Source organism: Pseudomonas helmanticensis, from assembly GCF_900182985.1.
In the GTDB taxonomy this organism is placed as follows: domain Bacteria; phylum Pseudomonadota; class Gammaproteobacteria; order Pseudomonadales; family Pseudomonadaceae; genus Aquipseudomonas; species Aquipseudomonas helmanticensis.
This window is the reverse complement of record NZ_FXUY01000001.1, coordinates 999,889-1,018,185: the sequence shown is the minus strand read 5'-3', so window position 1 is coordinate 1,018,185 and position 18,297 is coordinate 999,889. Positions and strand designations below refer to the sequence as shown.

Below are 18,297 nucleotides of genomic sequence, written 5' to 3'. Positions count from 1 at the left end.
ACGCCCTCACTCGTCGTCGAGTGTTGCGATGACTTGACCCGGCTCCACCGGATCACCGTCTTCTACCAGGAATGCACTGAGACGACCGGCCATCCCGGCGGTCAGTTCGGAAAACTGCTTCATGACCTCGATCAGGCCGATCACCGTGTCGGCGCTGACTTGCGCGCCCACCTCGACGTAATTCGCCGATTCCGGTGTGGCTTTGCGGTAGAAGGTCCCTGGCAACGGGGTGATTACAGTGTGTTCGGCCATGTCTGTTCCTTTTTGGAATATTTGTAGAAAGGCAGGCAAAAAATCCATCGTGGGTACAACCCTGGCGTCTGTGCGCCAAGCGTTATGGGCGTGGTGCGCGGACGTTGATCCCCGCGTAATCGAGGGCTTTTCGCGTGGCTTCGACCAGCGCGAGTGCGCCCGGTGTGTCGCTGTGCAGGCAAATCGAATCGAACTCGATCGGCAAATCCTCACCTTCAACCGTACGCACAACGCCTTGCTGACAGGCGCGCAGTACACGCGCGGCGACCTGCGCCGGGTCGTAGGCGCGCACATTGCGGGTGAAGACGATGGAGCCGCTGAGGTCGTATTCGCGGTCGGCGTAGAACTCGCGAATCACCGGTTGACCGAGTTCCGTTGCAACGCGCCAGATCACCGAATCGGGCATGCAATAGAGCAACAGTTCCGGTTCCAGACGCTGCAGGTTTTCCACCAGCAAACGGGCGGCCTCTTCGTCTCGGGCCAGGTGCATGTACAGCGCACCGTGGGGTTTTATGTGTTGCAGGGCTACACCTTGAACCCGGGCGAGTTCACGCAACGCGCCCAACTGGTAAAGCATGTCGTCGACCAGTTCCTGCGCCGGTGCGTTGATGTGGCGACGACCGAAACCGACCAGATCACGAAACCCTGGATGCGCGCCGATGGCCACGCCCAGCCGCTTGGCGTGCTCTACGGTACGGCGCATGGAGCCGGGGTCGCCGGCGTGAAAACCGGTGGCGATGTTGGCGGAACTGATGAAGCCCATCAGCTCGTTGTCGACACCGTCGCCGATGGTCCATGGGCCGAAGCCTTCACCCATGTCCGAGTTGAAATCTACTGCTTGCATGACGCTTGCTCCTGACGCTTGTGACTTCATGCAGGCCACGTTAGATTCCTGCCATCCCCTTGGGAAGATCTATTATCAGAGGGGCTATCTTCTGAAAAACAGATACTTCAATGCCCGGAGTCTGCATGTCCCTGACCTTGCGCCAAATCCGTTATTTCGTTGCCACGGCGGAGATCGGGCAAATTTCCCAAGCGGCGATTCATTTGAATATTTCGCAATCGGCCGTGACCACGGCGATCAAGGAACTGGAAGGCATACTCGGCACGCTGTTGTTCCAGCGCTCGGCCCAAGGCATGAGCCTGACCGATGCCGGCCGGCACTTTCTCAATCGCGCCTACGTGATTTTGCGCAGCGTCGATGACGCGCTGAACAGTCCGTTGCCGGACATCCGCGCCAGTGGCGTGCTGCGCCTGGCGGCGAGCTACACGGTGATCGGATATTTCCTGCCCCACCATTTGCAGCGCCTGGAACACTGGCACCCCGACGTCACCATCGAAGTCCACGAACAGGAACGCCATGCCATCGAACAAGGCCTGCTGGAAGGTCGATTCGACATGGCGGTGGTCCTCACCGCCAATCTCACCCATGCGGACATCGTCTCGGAAACACTGTTCAACTCCGAACGCCGGCTATGGCTGCCCAGCCACCATCCACTGTGCGAACGCTCGGCCATCAGCCTTGCCGACGTGGCGAAAGAACCCTTCATCCTGCTGACCGTCGACGAGGCCGAACAAAGCGCCATGCGCTACTGGGAAAACGCCCGCCAGCAGCCAAACGTGAGGGTCCGCACCAGTTCCGTGGAAGCGGTGCGCAGCATGGTCGCCAATGGCAGCGGCGTGGCCATCCTGTCAGACCTCGTGCATCGCCCGTGGTCGCTGGAAGGCAAACGTATTGAAACGCTGACGATCACCGACAAGGTGACGCCGATGAGTGTGGGTTTGGCGTGGCATCGGGAGCGGGAGTTCAGCCCGGCGATGCAGGCGTTTCGGAATTATTTTCACGATGCGTTTTTGGCGCCGCAGCAGCATATGGCGCGGCGTTGAGGTTTGAGGGGTTGCTACGAGAAGCTTCCGAATGTGAGTGAACAATACGAATTACTTCGCCGACACCCTCAATCGCGGCGTACTGATCTAGGTAGAATGATGCCGATCTGCCAAAAACGACTAATGGAGTAGTTCTCACAACATGAAGCTAGAAACGATCAAACAATTTACTCGTAAGGGTTACGTCAGAGCCGGGGGGATAATCACGCTTATCGCAGGCATCGCGACAATTTACGCTGCGTTCCATGACTCAGGCCCAGAACACAATCCAGCTTTTCTCGGGCGCTGGGAAAGCAACTACCAACATCCTGTCCCGGGCGGGTCTGTTGCCTTCAACGGTATTACCGAATACTTCCGTAACGGGCGCTACAACGTGAACGGAACCCTGAAATTCTCGGGTGGCGCTGCCGACAAGCCGTTTTCTGCTGTAGTGCTTACAAAGGGGTCAGGAACCTGGACGGCTGACAATAAATTCCTGACCTTTACACTGACAGGCTTACACACTGAACCCACGAGTTTCAAAAGCGGCGAGCTAGAGATGCCGATTCCACTTCTGGAGAAACTGAGCGGTTACTCACTGCCCGACCTGAATAAACAGTATGTTCCTGGCAGTTCAGATGAGTACGAAATCGTGACCCAGGAACGGCAACGAATCGTGCTCGAAGGAAAGGACCCATTCGGCAATCCATTTACAGTGGTAACTTCCAGACCTCAGTGAGCCACACCGACAGGCATGAAAAATGTCTGCCGATTTAAATGCCAGCGGCTCAAAACTTCACATTTGCGCCTGCTTCAACGGCGCAAAATTTCGATCCAGATGAACGAGAGGTACATCTGCAATCGCATGGGCAAGAAGGTTACTCCCGCCAAGTGAATTGCGGACCAACATCAAAATTGCGGACCAGAAACAAACAAGGGTTTGCATCAGCTTTCGCTCGCAAACCCTTGATTTAAGATGGTGCCCGAAGCCGGAATCGAACCGGCACGCCCTTACGAGCGGGGGATTTTAAGTCCCATGCGTCTACCAGTTTCGCCATTCGGGCGGTAGCGCGGTGTTGCACTTTCCAGCTGTTGAGTCGCGATCCTGGGAGGATGCAGGCTTGAACAGCCGAGCGGGAAATATATACATCACGTCCCGGTGAAGCAAGTTCGCAATGGCTGAATTCAAGACTAAATTTTGCAGCGCATTGAAAATAAAAAAGCTCCGTAAATCATGGATCTACGGAGCTTATTTATAGTGGAGGCCGAGGTCGGAATCGAACCGGCGTAGGTGGATTTGCAATCCACTGCATAACCATTTTGCTACTCGGCCTCAAAACGTCTGTTATCAGTAGCACAACAACAAACGCGTTTTAACTTGGAGCGGGAAACGAGACTCGAACTCGCGACCCCGACCTTGGCAAGGTCGTGCTCTACCAACTGAGCTATTCCCGCTTGGTGATGCGCATTCTATAGAATTAAGAAGCTCCGTCAACCCCTTGATTCAAAAAAGTTTTATTTCTTTTCAACATCGGTCTTCAGATGCGGCCAGGCGGCGCGCAGGTACTGAACCATCGACCAAAGCGTCAAGCCGGCGGAGACCATCAGCAAGGCATAACCGAGAACAACCCAGAAACTGAAGTCGCGTGGATTGGCCAGCAGAATCACCAGCGCGAGCATTTGCGCGGCGGTTTTCCATTTGCCCAGGTTCGACACGGCAACATGTGCACGGGCGCCGAGTTCGGCCATCCATTCACGCAAGGCCGAAACGACGATCTCGCGACCAATGATGACAGCGGCTGGCAGTGTCAGCCAAAGATTGCCGTGTTCCTGCACCAGCAGAACCAGTGCGACGGCGACCATCAGCTTGTCGGCGACCGGATCGAGAAACGCTCCGAACGGCGTGCTTTGCTCCAGTCGGCGAGCCAGATAACCATCCAGCCAGTCCGTTGCTGCCGCGAAGGCAAACACCGAGGCGGAGGCCATGTAACTCCATTGGTAAGGCAGATAGAACAGCAAAATGAAGATCGGAATGAGCAGGACGCGTAGAACGGTAATCAGATTAGGGATATTCATCGGCACAACTGGCTACGAGGTGAAGGGGCATTCTACTCGCTATGCAGGTTTGCATAAATCGACTCTGCGAGCTTTTTACTGATCCCCGGGGCTTTGGCGATCTCTTCGATGCTTGCACGAGTCAGCTCCTGCAATCCACCAAAATGTTTCAACAAATCGCGTCGGCGGGTCGGCCCTACTCCCGCAACGCCTTCCAGCGTTGACGTACGGCGGGTTTTGCCACGACGCGCGCGGTGTCCGGTAATTGCAAAACGGTGAGCTTCATCGCGGATCTGCTGAATCAGGTGCAGTGCCGGCGAGTCGCCGCGTAAGGTGAACTCGTGCGCTGCATCATTCAGATACAGAGTTTCGAAGCCAGCCTTGCGCGTCGCCCCCTTTGCCACGCCGAGCAGGATCAGATCCGGCACGGCCAGTTCGTTGAGCACGTCGCGGGCCATCGACAACTGGCCCTTGCCGCCGTCCACCAGCAGAATGTCCGGCAACTTGCCCTCGCCGTCCTTCAGTTTGCTGAAGCGCCGGGTCAAGGCCTGATGCATGGCAGCGTAATCGTCGCCCGCTGTTACACCTTCGATGTTATAGCGACGGTAATCCGACTTGATCGCCCCTTCCGGGCCGAACACCACGCAGGACGCGACAGTCGCTTCGCCGCTGGAGTGACTGATGTCGTAGCATTCAAGGCGCTGTGGCGGTTCATCCAGGTTCAGCACTTCTGCCAAAGCCTCGAAACGTGCCGCAGTGTGCTGACGGTTGGCCAGCCGCGCACCCAGTGCCTGTTCGGCGTTGGTCACAGCCAATTGTTGCCAGCGCGCTCGTGTACCGCGAACCCGGTGACTGATCGCCAGCTCGCGGCCACGCAACCCGTGAATCGCTTCGATCAGCGTCGGGAAATCTTCGTGGACAACGTTGACGATCAACTCGCTTGGCAGGTCGCGCTCCGGACTGCTGATGAAGTATTGGCCGAGAAACGCCGCCATGACTTCCGAGACGTCCTCTTCTATACCCACTTGCGGGAAGAAGTTCTTGCTGCCCAGCACGCGTCCGCCGCGCACGCTGATCAAATGAACGCAGGCGCCGCCCGGGTTAACGAACGCCGCGATGACGTCGATATCGCCGGTGCCGCCTTCCATGCTCTGTTGATCCTGCACCCGGCGCAGCAGTGCGATCTGGTCACGCAATTCAGCGGCGCGCTCGAACTCAAGGTTGATCGCCGCCTCTTCCATTGCCGTTGAAAGCTCGTTGGTCAGTGCATGACTGCGCCCTTCAAGGAACATCACCGAGTGACGCACATCCTCGGCATACACCTCAGGCTCGACCAGCCCGACACAAGGGGCCTTGCAGCGCTTGATCTGATATTGCAGGCATGGGCGGGTGCGGTTCTTGTAATAGCTGTCTTCACACTGCCGGACAAAAAAGGTTTTTTGCAGCAGACTCAGGCTTTCACGAATGGCACCAGCGCTCGGATACGGGCCGAAGTATTTGCCTTTGGCCTTCTTGGCGCCGCGATGGATACTCAGACGCGGGAATTGGCCGTCGGACAGAAACACGTAAGGGTAGGATTTATCGTCGCGCAACAGAATGTTGTACGGCGGTCGCCATTCCTTGATCAGCGTCTGCTCAAGCAACAGCGCTTCGGTTTCGTTGGCGGTGATGGTCGTTTCGACCTGAGCGATACGCCCGACGAGTGCCGCGGTCTTCGGCGCCAGCCCGGTCTTGCGAAAATAGCTGGCGAGACGCTTCTTGAGATTCTTGGCTTTGCCGACATACAGCAGGCGCGCGTCGCTATCGAACATACGATAGACGCCGGGGCGCCCGCTGACGGTCGACAGAAAGGCGCCGGAATCGAATACTTCAGTCATGATCAGGCGCTGGCATCAACCATGCCGTGACGCACCGCCAGAAGCGTCAACTCGACGTCGCTGCTGATCGAGAGCTTCTCGAATATGCGATAACGGTAGGTGTTGACGGTCTTCGGCGACAGACACAACTTGTCGGAAATGATCTGTACCTTCTGACAGCCAACAATCATCAAGGCAATCTGGATCTCCCGTTCGGACAAGGCATCGAACGGCGAATCGTTGGTCGGCTGGAAGGATTTGATCGCCAACTGCTGAGCGATCTGCGGGCTGATATAGCGCTGGCCGGCGAATACCAGGCGAATGGCCTGAACCATTTCCGGCAATCCTGCGCCCTTGGTCAGGTAACCTGCGGCGCCAGCCTGCAACAACCGTGTAGGGAAAGGATCTTCTTCACACACGGTAACGGCAACCACCTTGATGTCCGGGTGACTGCGCAACATTTTGCGCGTGGCTTCCAGGCCGCCGATGCCGGGCATCTTGACGTCCATCAGGACCACGTCCGGTTTCAATTCTCGCGCCTTGATCAGGGACTCTTCACCTGACTCGGCCTGCCCCACCACCTGCAAGCCATCGATATCGGCCAGCATCCGTGTAATGCCTGTACGAACGAGATCATGGTCATCGACCACTAGCCCCCTAATCAAGCAGACACCTCGCGATATGGTCTTATTGGGATGCCGGACACCTTAGCAAAAACTGCCAGACAGACCTAGCGGCAAGCAGCATTTAAAAAGTTTCAATTCATCATTGAGGGCTTGCAGGCCGTGGGTTTCAGAGCACAGATGTACTGATATCGAGCTGCATCCTCAGGAAACACTCGTCCTCGCCCTGCACGACGAAGCCTTTTCTCAGATACAAGTTTTTCGCCAGATTATTTTTGAATACCGTTAGACGCACTGCAGGGTTGCCGTCGCAGCGAGCCATGGCAATAACCTGATCAATCGCCCAGGAACCCGCGCCCTGCCCCTGAAACGCCTGCGCCACCTGCAATTCGCGGATATACAGCGCCCGCGCATCGCGACTGAGGCTGAAAAACCCCAACGCCGCCTCATCACCGATCATCAACCAGTTCTCACGTCCGGCCCAGGCAACGTCGAACGCCTCATCCTGCCACAACAACTCGTAATGAATGTAATAGCTCAGCATGTTCTGGCAGGTCAAAGTTCGCACAAATGCCAGGTCATCCTGTGTGGCCCGGCGCATTTGAAAGGTCATTTATCCCCCGCGAGGCTGACGACCTGCCCCTGCCACGCGCCGGCATCACGACGAGCGATCACCAACTCATCGCCAGCACCGGGGGCGGCAATGATCAACGCACCCTCTTCAGACCACACCGCGCTGCGCCCGGCCGATTGCCAGCCACCGGTGAGACCGCCATGGTTGGCCATCAACACCACCATCGCGTGTTGCCGGGCATAACCCTGCAGCAACGCGGTGTCAGGCTCATAACCGCTCTCGCCGATCAATACGCCCGCCGCGTACACACCAGCGCCCAACTCGGCAGCAGCGGCAGCATGGCTGGCGTGCGAAAAATCTGCACAGACTGCCAGGGCCACTGTGTCCACGCCGATTTGCAGTGTCGCACCACCCTTCCCGACCGCATAAATAAGCTCTTCACCTGCATGCAGGTGCTGTTTGCTGTACACATCAAGCGTACCGTCGGCGCCCAACACCAAAGCACCAATCAATACTGCCGAACTGCCCTCCTGACGAATCGGCATGCCGACGACAGCCGTGATGCCGCGCTTGTGCGCCAGCCTTCTTAACGGTTGAAGCACGGCGTCTTGCGGATCGATGGCCAATGCCGCCGCCACTTCGCCCTCATAGCCGGTCAGCGACAACTCGGGAAACACCAGTAACTCGACACCGTGTAGCGCCGCCAATTCGATGAAATCCATGTGCCGGGCGATGTTCGCGGCGAGGTCACCAGCAATGGAGACCGATTGAGCAGCAGCGATGGTCAGAGTTGACATGTTTCATCCTTGGTTTCAGGCAAAGCGCTGAGTGTGTCACAACTGTTGCAGCGCTCAAGCGATAGGCATTCTGATCTGCACGCGATAGCATTTTCTGATTGCTGATGCGTATCGGCCTCTAGTAAGCTCGGCGCATTCATCGGAGACAGACCATGTTCAACACCCCAACTCAGCTACGTACCGCAAGCGCCTCGCGCTCGGTTGCGGCTGCCCGGGTGAATGACGCCTGCGCTCCTGCAAGCTTTTATTTTGGGTATTGGTTTAGCCACTAGCGCGCCTGATACCCTACACGGCGCCCATGAAAACGGGTCGCCACCTGAGAAATCTCAACCCCCGGTCGGCCTCCCGACCGGGGGTTTTGTTTTTTCAGGCACAAATTTTCCAGCAACACACCAGACACTTTGAGGATTTAAGACATGAACTACGCCACTTATTACCGTCACGACAGTTTTTCCGCCTGGCGATTTACCAGCCTCCGCTCGGGACAGCCTGCCGCCTCCGATCGGTCACCTACAGGTGGCAAGCACACACACGTAGCCAATACGGCCAACTGTCGAACACCCCAATAGGGCCGTGCGAGCGGGAAGCACCCGCCGCCTGCCCAGGAAGACTGAACATGAACTCGTCCGTTTCTGCTTTGCCACTGTCCACTCTTGATTCTGCCAACGAAGCACTGACCCTGCGTCTGCCCAGCTCGTTGCAACTCAAACAGCAATTGCCTCTGACCAACGCCCTGAGTCAGCAGGTTGCCGCCCACCGCCAAGCGGTGCAGGCCATTCTTGATGGCGACGACCAGCGCTTGCTGGTGATCGTCGGACCTTGTTCGATCCACGACCCGCAATCCGCCATTGAATACGCGGACAAACTCGCACGCCTCGCTGACGACGTCAGCGATGAGATGTTGCTGGTCATGCGCGCCTACGTCGAAAAGCCGCGCACCACCGTTGGCTGGAAAGGCCTCGCCTACGATCCGCATCTGGATGGCAGTGATGACATGGCCGCAGGCCTGACACTGTCCCGCGAGCTGATGATCGAAATGATCCGCCGCGGGCTGCCAATCGCCACGGAAATACTGCAACCCATGGCGGCCGGGTACTTCGACGATTTGCTCAGCTGGGTCGCGATCGGTGCGCGCACGACTGAGTCGCAGATCCACCGCGAGATGGCCAGCGGCCTGAGCATGCCGGTCGGCTTCAAGAACGGCACCGATGGCGGCGTCACCGTCGCGGTCGACGCGATGCGCTCCGCCTCCCATCCGCACCGACACTTCGGCGTTGATAGCCAGGGCCATCCGGCCGTTATCCAGACCACCGGCAATCCTGATACCCACCTGGTGCTGCGTGGCGGCCATCAAGGGCCGAACTTCGACCGTGCAAGCGTCGCCCGGATACACGCCGATCTGACCCGTTTGAAAATTCCGAGTCGAATCATGGTCGATTGCAGTCACGCCAATAGCGGTAAAGACCCACTGCGCCAGCCTGAAGTATTCAACGAAGTGCTGGAGCAGCGGCTTCAGGGCGACCGCTCGCTGATCGGCATGATGATCGAATCTCACCTGTTCGAAGGTTGTCAGCCTCTCAGTGCCTCTTTGCGCTACGGTGTATCGGTTACCGACGGTTGCCTGGGTTTCGCCGCAACGGAACAGTTGCTGCTGAACGCCGCGGAACGCCTTCGCGCGAAACCTCAGGCCTGACCTCGTCAACAGCCTTTGCGGACACCTCGCCCGCAAAGGCTGAACGGCTAATCAGTCCACCGCACGGAAATTACGCACGAACACGTACGCGGGTAGCACTGGAGGCCTGACTGACATCATCCAGTCGCTCCACCGTATACGACACCTGTACTACCGTTTCGCGGTGTTCTCGCCAGAAACGGTGCGGCACGATGAATACCAGCGGCTGCCCGGCGGTCTCCCGGGTAATGTCGCGATCGTCCCGATGATTGAAATACTCACCATCACAGCGCAGGTACACCAACTCGCCCTCCTCTGCCTGGGCATCGACGATGACCACCGTCACACCATCAATCGAATCGGCGACATCGAGCTCGCCACCCTCCGCGTCCAGGACCTGCGGTGCCGCCAGTTCGCCGCGAACCAGTGGTGCGATCAGGATTCTCGAAATCGCCGACTGCCTCGATTCACCCTCCGCTGATTTGACCTGATAACTGAGATTCACCGTTTGCCCGGTGTGTGAGGCGATGTGTTCATGGGCAATCCAGAAGGAAAGCTCTTCGCGCACGGCAAAAGCTTCAACCGTCAGTTCGTCACTGAACGTCTCTTCACTGTTTGCACCTTGCCAACCAAGCGAGATCCGGTCCCCGACGGCCATCCGCGCATACGGTCGCACAATCACGTTGGTACCTTTCTCGACACGCGCCGGGTCCAGTGTCCCACCCACAGTCTCTTCGATAAACGGTGCCAGCAGATGGGGTTCGGGATCACCTACGTTCAACTGCAAGCAATCAGATGAAAGCGGCTCAGGTAGATCGACGCTGAACAGCGTCCAATGAATTTGCACCGAGCCGCGCTCGAGCATGGCGATGTGCACGCCCTTGATGACGAACACGACCTCCTGTCCCACTTGCGCGGCACTGACAAAACGCGAAGTTACATAGTCGTAGGACAGCCCGTCAGCATCGAGACCGCACCAACTCAAGACCAGCTTGTCGCCACATTTCATCTGCGGGTACGGCGCAACCCGGACAAAGGCTTTGTTCAGTGAGGGATCGACCATCCCGCCCTCCAGAACCTCGAGTGCCGGCGCAGATAAATGTTTTAAAGACCCGGGTTCCGAGACAGGCCAGGGTCGATAGCTGAACTCAAGTGTCTCGCCTTGCACCCGGAAACTCAGCTTTGCGTGTGCGCCTGGATTGGCCGGCAGCAACGATGTGTCCGTTGCGAGCGTCGTACAAGTGTCGATATTAGCGTCATATATGGTCATTCGTGGCTCCATTCCCTGGATAAAACGTCGCTGATCACAACGACGTCGAATGAAAGCCATTGAATAGCAATGTTTGAGTAGCCGATGTCAGCCATAGCAACTGCATAGCGGAGGCAAATGCGCCTGACTGCGTAGGCCCTAGGTAATGAACTCGCCAAATCAGCGCAAAAGATTGCTGAATGTTCCGACCATGCCCGCAAACAGGGCTGAAAAGTCGTACAGCTTTTAGTCCTTTTTCACCTCAATACTGCGGTGTTTTCAGACACCGGCTGCATGACGACGTGATTTACAGTGACCCGCTGGAATCACCTATGAACGTCTGCAAAAGAGGTAGAAACATGCAACGGAATGCAACAACTCGCCATCCCATCCTGTTGGTCCACGGTCTGTTCGGCTTTGAGCGGATAGGCCGTTTCGAGCTGTTCCATGATGTCAAGCAGGCATTGCAAGATGCAGGCAACCGAGTGTTTGTGCCGCAGCTATCGGCCACCCATGACAACGAAGAACGTGGCCAGCAATTATTGATGCAGGTCACGCGGGTGTTGAAAGGCACAGGAGCAGACAAGGTCAATTTGATCGGGCACAGCCAGGGCGCCCTGGCGTGTCGTTACGCTGCGGCGCTGGCCCCGTGCAGCGTTGCGTCTGTCACCTCGGTCAGCGGCCCCAATCATGGTTCGGAACTGGCCGATCTATTGCGCAAGGCTCTGGTTCCGGGGCAGATACCGGAGCGTCTGGCCGAAGAAATCGCCACGCAGTTCGCGAATTTCCTGTCTTTGCTCAGCGGGCAGTTCGCTTTGCCGCAGAACGCCATTGCGGCACTCAACGCGTTGACCACGGAAGGTGTTGCGCGTTTCAATCGGAAATACCCACAAGGTCTGCCTTCGACGTGGGGCGGTCAGGGTGCCGAAGAGGTCGATGGCGTTCGGTACTACTCGTGGAGCGGCACGCTGCCGGAAGACCCACTGGCCAATCCTCGGCCGTTCGACGCTTTACATGCGGTGTGCCGTGCACTCTCCGGAAACTTTGCCACCGAAGCCTGGCAAAACGACGGTTTCGTCGGCCGCTACAGCTCGCATCTGGGCAGCGTGATCCGCTCGGACTATCCTTTCGATCACCTCGACAGTCTGCGCAGGCCCAAGGTATTGCGATCACTCACGCCTGATCCAGTCGACCTTTATATAGAGCACGCCATGCGTCTGCAGGCCGTGCACCTGTGAACCGAGGCGAACCCACTGAATGGAACTTTGCCGAGAATTCACCTACTGAATCCGGTAGGCTCCACACTTTACTGAAATAGATCGGAGATTTTCCCCATGGCTAAAGCCACTGCCCGCCACATCCTGGTTGCCAGCGAAGACAAGTGCAACGAACTCAAAACCCAGATCGAAGGCGGCGCTGATTTCGCCGAAGTCGCCAAGGCCAATTCCACCTGCCCATCCAGCCGTCAAGGCGGCGACCTGGGTTCGTTCGGTCCTGGCCAGATGGTCAAGGAATTCGACACCGTGGTCTTCAGCGCACCGATCAACGTCGTGCAAGGCCCGGTGAAGACCCAGTTCGGTTATCACCTGCTGGAAGTCACCAGCCGTCAGGACTGATTCGTCGTCCGACTGCTCTGCAACGGCCCGCCTTTTGGTGGGCCGTTGTGTTTCAGTTACACATACGGCTGGCGACTGGCGCGCCTCTCGCGTACAACTTGCGCTTATCGATTACCCGGTTCCAAGGCTGACAATGCGACTGGTTTTCCCCACATTGATGCTCACCGCCCTCGCCCTGTTGTCGGGCGCCGGCGTTGTAAACGCGGCACCGCAACACGCGCTGACCGTATATGGCGAGCCCGCCAAATACCCTGCCGGTTTCAGCCATTTCGACTACACCAACCCGCAAGCGCCGAAAGGCGGGACGATGCGCCGTTCGGCGATTGAAATCGGTCACTTCGACCATTTGCTGCCGTATATCGACAAAGGCATCGGCGTCACGCAGATCGACGGCCTGCTGTACTCGCCGCTGGCCCAGCGTTCGATGGACGAGCCCTACACCGTCTATGGTCTGGTGGCGCAGAAAATCGAGCGTTCGGACGACGGACTGTCGCTGCGCTTCTTCATCAATCCCAAGGCACGCTTCGCCGACGGCAAACCGATCACCGCCGAAGACGTGCGTTACACCTACGATCTGTTGATGACACAGGGCAGCCTGCGCTATCGCACCCAGTTTGCCGACGTCAAAGGCGTCGAAGTGGAAGCGCCGCTGACCGTGCGTTTCGACTTCAAGAACAATGAAAACCGTACCCTGCCGCTGGATATCGCGACCCTGCCGGTATTCCCCGAACACTGGTGGAAGAGTCGCGACTTCGCCGGCGGGGGTGGTTATGAACCGCCGCTGGGCAGTGGACCGTACCGCGTCGGCAAGGTCGACTCCGGACGCAGCATCACCTTCGAACGCAATGCCGACTGGTGGGGCAAGGACCTGCCGGTCAGTCGTGGCCTGTACAACTTCGATCACTTCAGCATCGAGTACTTCGGCGACACCGACGTCGCCCGCCAAGTGCTGCGCGGCGGCGCCTATGACTACAACCGCGAGTTCTCCGCCACCGGTTACTCGATCGGCTACGACAGCCCGGCGTTGAGTGACGGGCGCTTGCAAAAAGCCCACCTGGCCACCGAAGCGCCGCAATCGGCCCAGGGTTTTGTATTCAATCTGCAGAAACCGATGTTCCAGGACCGTCGTGTGCGTCAGGCGCTGGCCATGCTCTGGGATTTCGAGTGGAGCAACCGGCAGATGATGCGCAACCTGTACATCCGCCAGCAAAGCTACTTTTCCAACACCGACCTTGCGGCGCGGGAGTTACCCGATGCCGCCGAGTTGAAAATCCTTGAACCGCTGCGTGGGCAGATCCCCGACGAAGTCTTCACGAAAGTCTTCGAAGCGCCGAAAACCGATGGCAGCGGCATTATCCGTGACAAGCAACTGCAAGCCCTGGAATTGCTTGAGCAGGCCGGCTGGAAACCGGATGGCGATCGACTGGTGAATGCCGAAGGTGAACCGCTGAGTTTCACGTTTCTGGTCAGCCAGAACGGCATGGATCGCCTGCTGCTGCCGTACAAGCGCACGCTGAAACAGATCGGCATCGACCTCAACATCCGCCGGATCGATTCTTCGCAGTACGTCAACCGCATGATGAGCCGCGACTACGACATGATCGTCACCGGTTATCCGGTCACCACCTCTCCGGGCGGTGAGTTGCTCAACTATTTCGGCTCCGCGTCCGCCAACGACCCGGGCGCCAACAACTACATGGTGCTGAAAAATCCGGCAGTCGATACGTTGATCAATGGTCTGATTCGCGCCTCGACCCAATCGGACATGCTGCATTACGCGCATGCCCTCGACCGGGTGCTGCAATGGAATTACTACTGGATTCCCAATTACTACCCGCCGGGCACGTCGACCGTCTGGTGGAACCGGTTCGGCATACCGACGGTTCAAGCCAGCAACGACGAGGCCATCGACAGCTGGTGGGAAATCAGCCCCACGGCGCTGACCAATCAACAGATGACCGCTGAAAAAATCAGTCGAAGCAGACCCGGAGGGCCGCGCTGATGTGGGGTTACATACTGCGGCGCCTGCTGCTGATCGTTCCGACGCTGGTGATTATCCTGCTGGTCAATTTCGTCATCATCCAGGCCGCGCCGGGTGGCCCGGTGGAACAGGCGATTGCGCACTTGCAAGGGATCGGCGGTGGCAATGTTGGCGGCGGGTCAAGCGAAACCATGAGCAGCACTTCGCGCGCCAGCCGTGGCCTCGATCCGCAACTGATCAAGGACATCGAAAAACAGTACGGTTTCGACAAGCCGGCCCACGAACGCTTGTGGCTGATGCTGAAAAACTACGCGCAACTCGATTTCGGCAAAAGCTTCTTCAGAGGCGCCACGGTCACCGACCTGATCCTCGAAAAAATGCCGGTGACCATTTCCCTCGGGCTCTGGGCGACGCTGATCACGTATCTGGTGTCGATCCCGCTGGGCATCCGCAAAGCCGTGCACCACGGCAGCCATTTCGACATCTGGAGCAGTACGGCGATCATCATCGGCTACGCGATGCCGGCGTTCCTGTTTGCGATGTTCCTTATCGTGGTGTTTGCCGGCGGTACGTCGTTGAACTGGTTCCCGGTGCGCGGACTGGTCTCGGACAACTTTGATTCGCTGTCGACCCTGGGCAAGATCGCCGACTACTTCTGGCACCTGGTGCTGCCGGTGACCGCGCTGGTCATCGGCGGTTTCGCGACACTGACAATCCTCACCAAAAACTCGTTCCTCAATGAAATCACCCGCCAGTATGTGGTCACGGCGCGCGCCAAAGGCTTGAGCGAGCGCCGCGTGCTCTACGGCCATGTGTTTCGCAACGCGATGTTGCTGGTGGTCTCGGGCATTCCGCAGGCGTTCATCAGCGTGTTCTTTGCCGGCTCGTTGCTGATCGAAGTGATCTTCTCGCTCGACGGCCTCGGACGCATGAGTTACGAGGCGGCGGTATCGCGGGATTACCCGGTGGTGTTCGGTTCGCTATTCATCTTCACTCTGTTCGGGCTGCTGATAAAACTGATCGGCGACCTCTGCTACACCTTCGTCGACCCGCGTATCGACTTCGCCGCGAGGAATGCCTGATGTTCAAGCTCTCGCCGTTGGGCCGCAGGCGTTTTGAACGCTTCAAGAAAAACCGCAGAGGCTGGTGGTCGTTGTGGCTGTTTATCGGTTTGTTCTTGCTGACGCTGGGCGGCGAATTGATCGCCAACGACAAGCCGCTGATGGTCAGTTATCAGGGCCAGTGGTATTTCCCGGTGTTCAAGCGCCACACCGAACAGGAATTCGGCGGGCAACTGCCGTTCCAGGCCGATTACCGCAGCGACTATGTGCAGAACCTGATTCGCAAGGACGGCGGCTGGCTGTTGTTTCCGCCGATCCCGTTCAGTGACGACACGCCGAACTACGACCTCAACAAGCCGGCGCCAAGCCCGCCCACAGGCGTCAACTGGCTGGGCACTGACGATCAGGCGCGCGACGTGTTGGCGCGGGTGATTTTCGGTGCGCGGGTATCGATTCTGTTCGCGTTGATGCTGACGTTTGTCAGTGCGCTGATCGGCATTGCGGCCGGCGCTTTGCAGGGCTATTACGGCGGCTGGGTCGACCTGCTCGGGCAACGTTTGCTCGAGGTCTGGTCAGGCTTGCCGGTGCTCTACCTGCTGATCATCCTCTCGGGCTTCGTCGAGCCGAATTTCTGGTGGCTGCTGGGGATCATGGCGCTGTTTTCCTGGTTGGCGCTGGTCGATGTGGTGCGTGCCGAATTCCTCCGTGGGCGCAACCTGGAATACGTCAAAGCCGCGCGCGCGTTGGGCCTGACTGACCGCAAAGTGATTGTCCGGCACATCCTGCCGAATGCCATGAACGCAACGCTGAGTTATCTGCCGTTCATCCTCACGGGGGCGATCTCGACCCTGACGGCACTGGATTTCCTTGGTTTCGGCATGCCCGCCGGCAGCGCTTCGCTGGGCGAGCTGATCGGTCAGGGCAAGCAGAACCTGCAGGCACCCTGGCTTGGCTTGACCGCGTTTTTCACCCTGGCGCTGATCCTTTCCTTACTGGTGTTCATCGGCGAAGCGTTGCGTGACGCGTTCGACCCACGATCCTGAAGCGTGACCATGACTGAAAACCTGATTGAAATTCGTAACCTCAATGTCGCTTTCCATGGCCAGAACGTAGTGCGCGACCTGTGCCTGGATATTCGCCCCGGCGAGTGCCTCGCGCTGGTCGGCGAATCAGGTTCGGGCAAATCGGTGACTGCGCATTCGATCCTGCAATTGCTGCCCGAAAGCGACGCGCAAACCACGGGCAGCATTCGTTATCGCGGCCAGGAACTGGTCGGCGCCGATCCGAAAGTGTTGCGTGAATTGCGTGGTAACCGCATCGCGATGATCTTCCAAGAGCCGATGACTTCACTCAACCCGCTGCACACCATCGAGAAACAGATCGGCGAAACCTTGCTGCTGCACCGTGGCCTCGGCGGTAAAGCAGCGCAGCTGCGCATCCTTGAATTGCTCGGACTGGTCGGCATCCAGAAACCCGAGGAGCGGCTCAAGGCGTATCCGCATCAACTGTCCGGCGGGCAACGGCAACGCGTGATGATCGCGATGGCGTTGGCCTGCGAGCCGGAACTGCTGATTGCCGACGAGCCGACCACCGCACTCGATGTGACGGTGCAGCGCAAGATCCTGCTGCTGCTCAAATCCTTGCAACAACGTTTAGGCATGTCCCTGCTGTTGATCAGTCACGACCTCAATCTGGTGCGCAGCATTGCTCAGCGGGTGTGCGTGATGAAGGCCGGGCAGATTGTCGAGCAGGCGCCGTGCGAAACGCTGTTTACCGAGCCGAAACACCCTTACAGCTGCGTGCTGCTCAATGCCGAGCCCGAGGGTGAAGCGTTGCCCCGCGATGAGCGTGAGAATGTCCTGCAAGTCGATGACCTTAAGGTCGAGTTTGTCATCGGTGGCGGGCTGTTTCAGCGCAAGCAATACCTGCGTGCGGTCGATGGCATCAGCCTGAGCATCCAGCGCGGCAAGACCTTGGGCATCGTCGGTGAATCCGGTTCGGGCAAATCGACATTGGGTCAGGCGATCCTGCGCCTGCTCGATTCCGAGGGCAGTATCCGTTTCCAGGGCAGCGCACTCGACGGTTTGAACCAGAAACAACTGCGGCCCTGGCGGCGACAGATGCAGGTGGTGTTTCAGGACCCGTTCGGCAGCCTCAGCCCGCGCATGTCGGTGGCGCAGATCATCAGCGAAGGCCTCGAAGTGCATTGCGAATCGACGGCCGATGAGTGTGATGCGCAAGTGATCCGCGTCCTCAAGGAAGTCGGCCTCGACCCGGAAAGCCGCCATCGCTACCCGCACGAATTTTCCGGCGGCCAGCGCCAACGCATTGCAATCGCCCGCGCCCTGGTGCTGAAACCGGCGCTGATCCTGCTCGACGAACCGACTTCGGCGCTCGATCGCACCGTGCAGAAACAAGTGGTCGCCCTGCTTCGTGATCTTCAGGAAAAGCATGGCCTGACGTATCTGTTCATCAGCCACGACCTGGCGGTGGTACGCGCCCTCGCCCACGACATGATCGTGATCAAGGACGGCAAAGTGGTCGAGCGCGGCGCCAGTCACGAGGTGTTCGAGGCGCCACAGCATCCATATACCCAAGAGCTGTTGGCGGCGGCGCATCAGCGGTAGGCATAATCGCTGTTCGACCTGGAACCGAGTCGCGGCCTTCGCGAGCAAGCCCGCGATGAGCCCCCCAT

At 58.2% G+C, this 18,297-nt stretch carries 17 protein-coding genes and 3 tRNA genes; 9 read left to right on the top strand and 11 right to left on the bottom strand.

Features of this window, described 5'->3' with window-relative positions; translation table 11 throughout:
- Nucleotides 1-6: 6 nt before the first annotated feature.
- Together QOL84_RS04705 and QOL84_RS04700 are read right to left on the bottom strand one after the other, a co-directional pair.
- On the bottom strand, nucleotides 7-252 hold the full coding sequence (locus tag QOL84_RS04705) for an acetyl-CoA carboxylase (protein ID WP_283436373.1): 246 nt from the start codon (nucleotides 250-252) through the stop codon (nucleotides 7-9).
- A gap of 82 nt (nucleotides 253-334) precedes the next feature.
- A complete protein-coding gene (locus QOL84_RS04700; protein WP_283436372.1) occupies nucleotides 335-1,096 on the bottom strand; it encodes a 5-oxoprolinase subunit PxpA in 762 nt (253 codons plus the stop codon).
- Between the two features lie 125 nt (nucleotides 1,097-1,221).
- Between QOL84_RS04700 and QOL84_RS04695 the strand changes: the two genes are divergently transcribed.
- Entirely contained in the window at nucleotides 1,222-2,139 is a 918-nt protein-coding gene (locus QOL84_RS04695; RefSeq protein WP_129394075.1) for a LysR family transcriptional regulator, read from the top strand.
- 142 nt (nucleotides 2,140-2,281) lie between these two features.
- Nucleotides 2,282-2,857, top strand: coding sequence for a hypothetical protein (locus tag QOL84_RS04690; RefSeq protein WP_283436371.1), 576 nt, complete (start codon nucleotides 2,282-2,284; stop codon nucleotides 2,855-2,857).
- A 238-nt stretch (nucleotides 2,858-3,095) separates the two neighbouring features.
- Here QOL84_RS04690 and QOL84_RS04685 read toward each other — a convergent pair.
- The 8 genes from QOL84_RS04685 to QOL84_RS04650 all read right to left on the bottom strand — a co-directional run bounded on the left by QOL84_RS04685 (nucleotide 3,096) and on the right by QOL84_RS04650 (nucleotide 8,023).
- Nucleotides 3,096-3,182: transfer RNA gene (locus QOL84_RS04685), tRNA-Leu, on the bottom strand.
- A gap of 195 nt (nucleotides 3,183-3,377) precedes the next feature.
- Nucleotides 3,378-3,451: transfer RNA gene (locus QOL84_RS04680), tRNA-Cys, on the bottom strand.
- 46 nt (nucleotides 3,452-3,497) lie between these two features.
- A tRNA-Gly gene (locus tag QOL84_RS04675) sits at nucleotides 3,498-3,573 on the bottom strand.
- A 60-nt stretch (nucleotides 3,574-3,633) separates the two neighbouring features.
- The gene (gene pgsA / locus QOL84_RS04670; RefSeq protein WP_008080159.1) at nucleotides 3,634-4,194 is read right to left on the bottom strand and encodes a CDP-diacylglycerol--glycerol-3-phosphate 3-phosphatidyltransferase; all 561 of its coding nucleotides are present in this window, start codon (nucleotides 4,192-4,194) and stop codon (nucleotides 3,634-3,636) included.
- A 32-nt stretch (nucleotides 4,195-4,226) separates the two neighbouring features.
- Nucleotides 4,227-6,050: an excinuclease ABC subunit UvrC gene (gene uvrC / locus QOL84_RS04665; RefSeq protein ID WP_129394079.1), complete on the bottom strand. Its 1,824-nt coding sequence runs from the start codon at nucleotides 6,048-6,050 to the stop codon at nucleotides 4,227-4,229.
- Nucleotides 6,051-6,052: 2 nt separating this feature from the next.
- Nucleotides 6,053-6,694 carry a response regulator transcription factor GacA gene (gene gacA / locus QOL84_RS04660; protein ID WP_283436370.1) on the bottom strand — a complete coding sequence of 214 codons (642 nt, stop codon included), beginning with the start codon at nucleotides 6,692-6,694 and terminating at the stop codon, nucleotides 6,053-6,055.
- A 127-nt stretch (nucleotides 6,695-6,821) separates the two neighbouring features.
- Entirely contained in the window at nucleotides 6,822-7,265 is a 444-nt protein-coding gene (locus QOL84_RS04655; RefSeq protein WP_283436369.1) for a GNAT family N-acetyltransferase, read from the bottom strand.
- Nucleotides 7,262-8,023: a carbon-nitrogen hydrolase family protein gene (locus QOL84_RS04650; protein ID WP_283436368.1), complete on the bottom strand. Its 762-nt coding sequence runs from the start codon at nucleotides 8,021-8,023 to the stop codon at nucleotides 7,262-7,264. Before QOL84_RS04650 ends, QOL84_RS04655 begins: the two co-directional genes overlap by 4 nt.
- 616 nt (nucleotides 8,024-8,639) lie before the next feature.
- Here QOL84_RS04650 and QOL84_RS04645 point away from each other — a divergent pair.
- Nucleotides 8,640-9,716 carry a 3-deoxy-7-phosphoheptulonate synthase gene (locus QOL84_RS04645; protein WP_283436367.1) on the top strand — a complete coding sequence of 359 codons (1,077 nt, stop codon included), beginning with the start codon at nucleotides 8,640-8,642 and terminating at the stop codon, nucleotides 9,714-9,716.
- Between the two features lie 70 nt (nucleotides 9,717-9,786).
- Here the strand turns inward: QOL84_RS04645 and QOL84_RS04640 are convergent, their stop codons facing one another.
- Nucleotides 9,787-10,965: a hypothetical protein gene (locus tag QOL84_RS04640; RefSeq protein WP_283436366.1), complete on the bottom strand. Its 1,179-nt coding sequence runs from the start codon at nucleotides 10,963-10,965 to the stop codon at nucleotides 9,787-9,789.
- Between the two features lie 338 nt (nucleotides 10,966-11,303).
- Here QOL84_RS04640 and QOL84_RS04635 point away from each other — a divergent pair, with 338 nt between their 5' ends.
- The 6 genes from QOL84_RS04635 (at nucleotide 11,304) to QOL84_RS04610 (ending at nucleotide 18,229) form a co-directional block, all read left to right on the top strand.
- Nucleotides 11,304-12,182, top strand: a complete 879-nt coding sequence (locus tag QOL84_RS04635; protein ID WP_283436365.1) for an esterase/lipase family protein — start codon at nucleotides 11,304-11,306, stop codon at nucleotides 12,180-12,182.
- A 96-nt stretch (nucleotides 12,183-12,278) separates the two neighbouring features.
- Nucleotides 12,279-12,560 (top strand): peptidylprolyl isomerase, encoded by a 282-nt coding sequence (locus QOL84_RS04630; protein WP_028622714.1) that lies wholly within the window; start codon nucleotides 12,279-12,281, stop codon nucleotides 12,558-12,560.
- A 133-nt stretch (nucleotides 12,561-12,693) separates the two neighbouring features.
- The gene (locus QOL84_RS04625; RefSeq protein ID WP_283436364.1) at nucleotides 12,694-14,562 is read left to right on the top strand and encodes an extracellular solute-binding protein; all 1,869 of its coding nucleotides are present in this window, start codon (nucleotides 12,694-12,696) and stop codon (nucleotides 14,560-14,562) included.
- On the top strand, nucleotides 14,562-15,623 hold the full coding sequence (locus QOL84_RS04620) for a microcin C ABC transporter permease YejB (RefSeq protein ID WP_129394092.1): 1,062 nt from the start codon (nucleotides 14,562-14,564) through the stop codon (nucleotides 15,621-15,623). Before QOL84_RS04625 ends, QOL84_RS04620 begins: the two co-directional genes overlap by 1 nt.
- On the top strand, nucleotides 15,623-16,645 hold the full coding sequence (locus QOL84_RS04615) for an ABC transporter permease (RefSeq protein ID WP_283436363.1): 1,023 nt from the start codon (nucleotides 15,623-15,625) through the stop codon (nucleotides 16,643-16,645). Before QOL84_RS04620 ends, QOL84_RS04615 begins: the two co-directional genes overlap by 1 nt.
- A 9-nt stretch (nucleotides 16,646-16,654) precedes the next feature.
- Complete coding sequence (locus tag QOL84_RS04610; protein ID WP_283436362.1) at nucleotides 16,655-18,229, top strand: ABC transporter ATP-binding protein; 1,575 nt, start codon at nucleotides 16,655-16,657, stop codon at nucleotides 18,227-18,229.
- Nucleotides 18,230-18,297: the final 68 nt, after the last annotated feature.

Coding starts and splice junctions, on each gene's coding strand:
- QOL84_RS04610 (WP_283436362.1), top strand. CDS start 16,655: ATGACTGAAAACCTGATTGAAATTCGTAACCTCAATGTCGCTTTCCAT.
- QOL84_RS04655 (WP_283436369.1), bottom strand. CDS start 7,265: ATGACCTTTCAAATGCGCCGGGCCACACAGGATGACCTGGCATTTGTG.
- QOL84_RS04630 (WP_028622714.1), top strand. CDS start 12,279: ATGGCTAAAGCCACTGCCCGCCACATCCTGGTTGCCAGCGAAGACAAG.
- QOL84_RS04705 (WP_283436373.1), bottom strand. CDS start 252: ATGGCCGAACACACTGTAATCACCCCGTTGCCAGGGACCTTCTACCGC.
- pgsA (WP_008080159.1), bottom strand. CDS start 4,194: ATGAATATCCCTAATCTGATTACCGTTCTACGCGTCCTGCTCATTCCG.
- QOL84_RS04640 (WP_283436366.1), bottom strand. CDS start 10,965: ATGACCATATATGACGCTAATATCGACACTTGTACGACGCTCGCAACG.
- QOL84_RS04615 (WP_283436363.1), top strand. CDS start 15,623: ATGTTCAAGCTCTCGCCGTTGGGCCGCAGGCGTTTTGAACGCTTCAAG.
- QOL84_RS04620 (WP_129394092.1), top strand. CDS start 14,562: ATGTGGGGTTACATACTGCGGCGCCTGCTGCTGATCGTTCCGACGCTG.
- QOL84_RS04635 (WP_283436365.1), top strand. CDS start 11,304: ATGCAACGGAATGCAACAACTCGCCATCCCATCCTGTTGGTCCACGGT.
- QOL84_RS04700 (WP_283436372.1), bottom strand. CDS start 1,096: ATGCAAGCAGTAGATTTCAACTCGGACATGGGTGAAGGCTTCGGCCCA.
- QOL84_RS04650 (WP_283436368.1), bottom strand. CDS start 8,023: ATGTCAACTCTGACCATCGCTGCTGCTCAATCGGTCTCCATTGCTGGT.
- uvrC (WP_129394079.1), bottom strand. CDS start 6,050: ATGACTGAAGTATTCGATTCCGGCGCCTTTCTGTCGACCGTCAGCGGG.
- QOL84_RS04690 (WP_283436371.1), top strand. CDS start 2,282: ATGAAGCTAGAAACGATCAAACAATTTACTCGTAAGGGTTACGTCAGA.
- QOL84_RS04645 (WP_283436367.1), top strand. CDS start 8,640: ATGAACTCGTCCGTTTCTGCTTTGCCACTGTCCACTCTTGATTCTGCC.
- QOL84_RS04695 (WP_129394075.1), top strand. CDS start 1,222: ATGTCCCTGACCTTGCGCCAAATCCGTTATTTCGTTGCCACGGCGGAG.
- QOL84_RS04625 (WP_283436364.1), top strand. CDS start 12,694: ATGCGACTGGTTTTCCCCACATTGATGCTCACCGCCCTCGCCCTGTTG.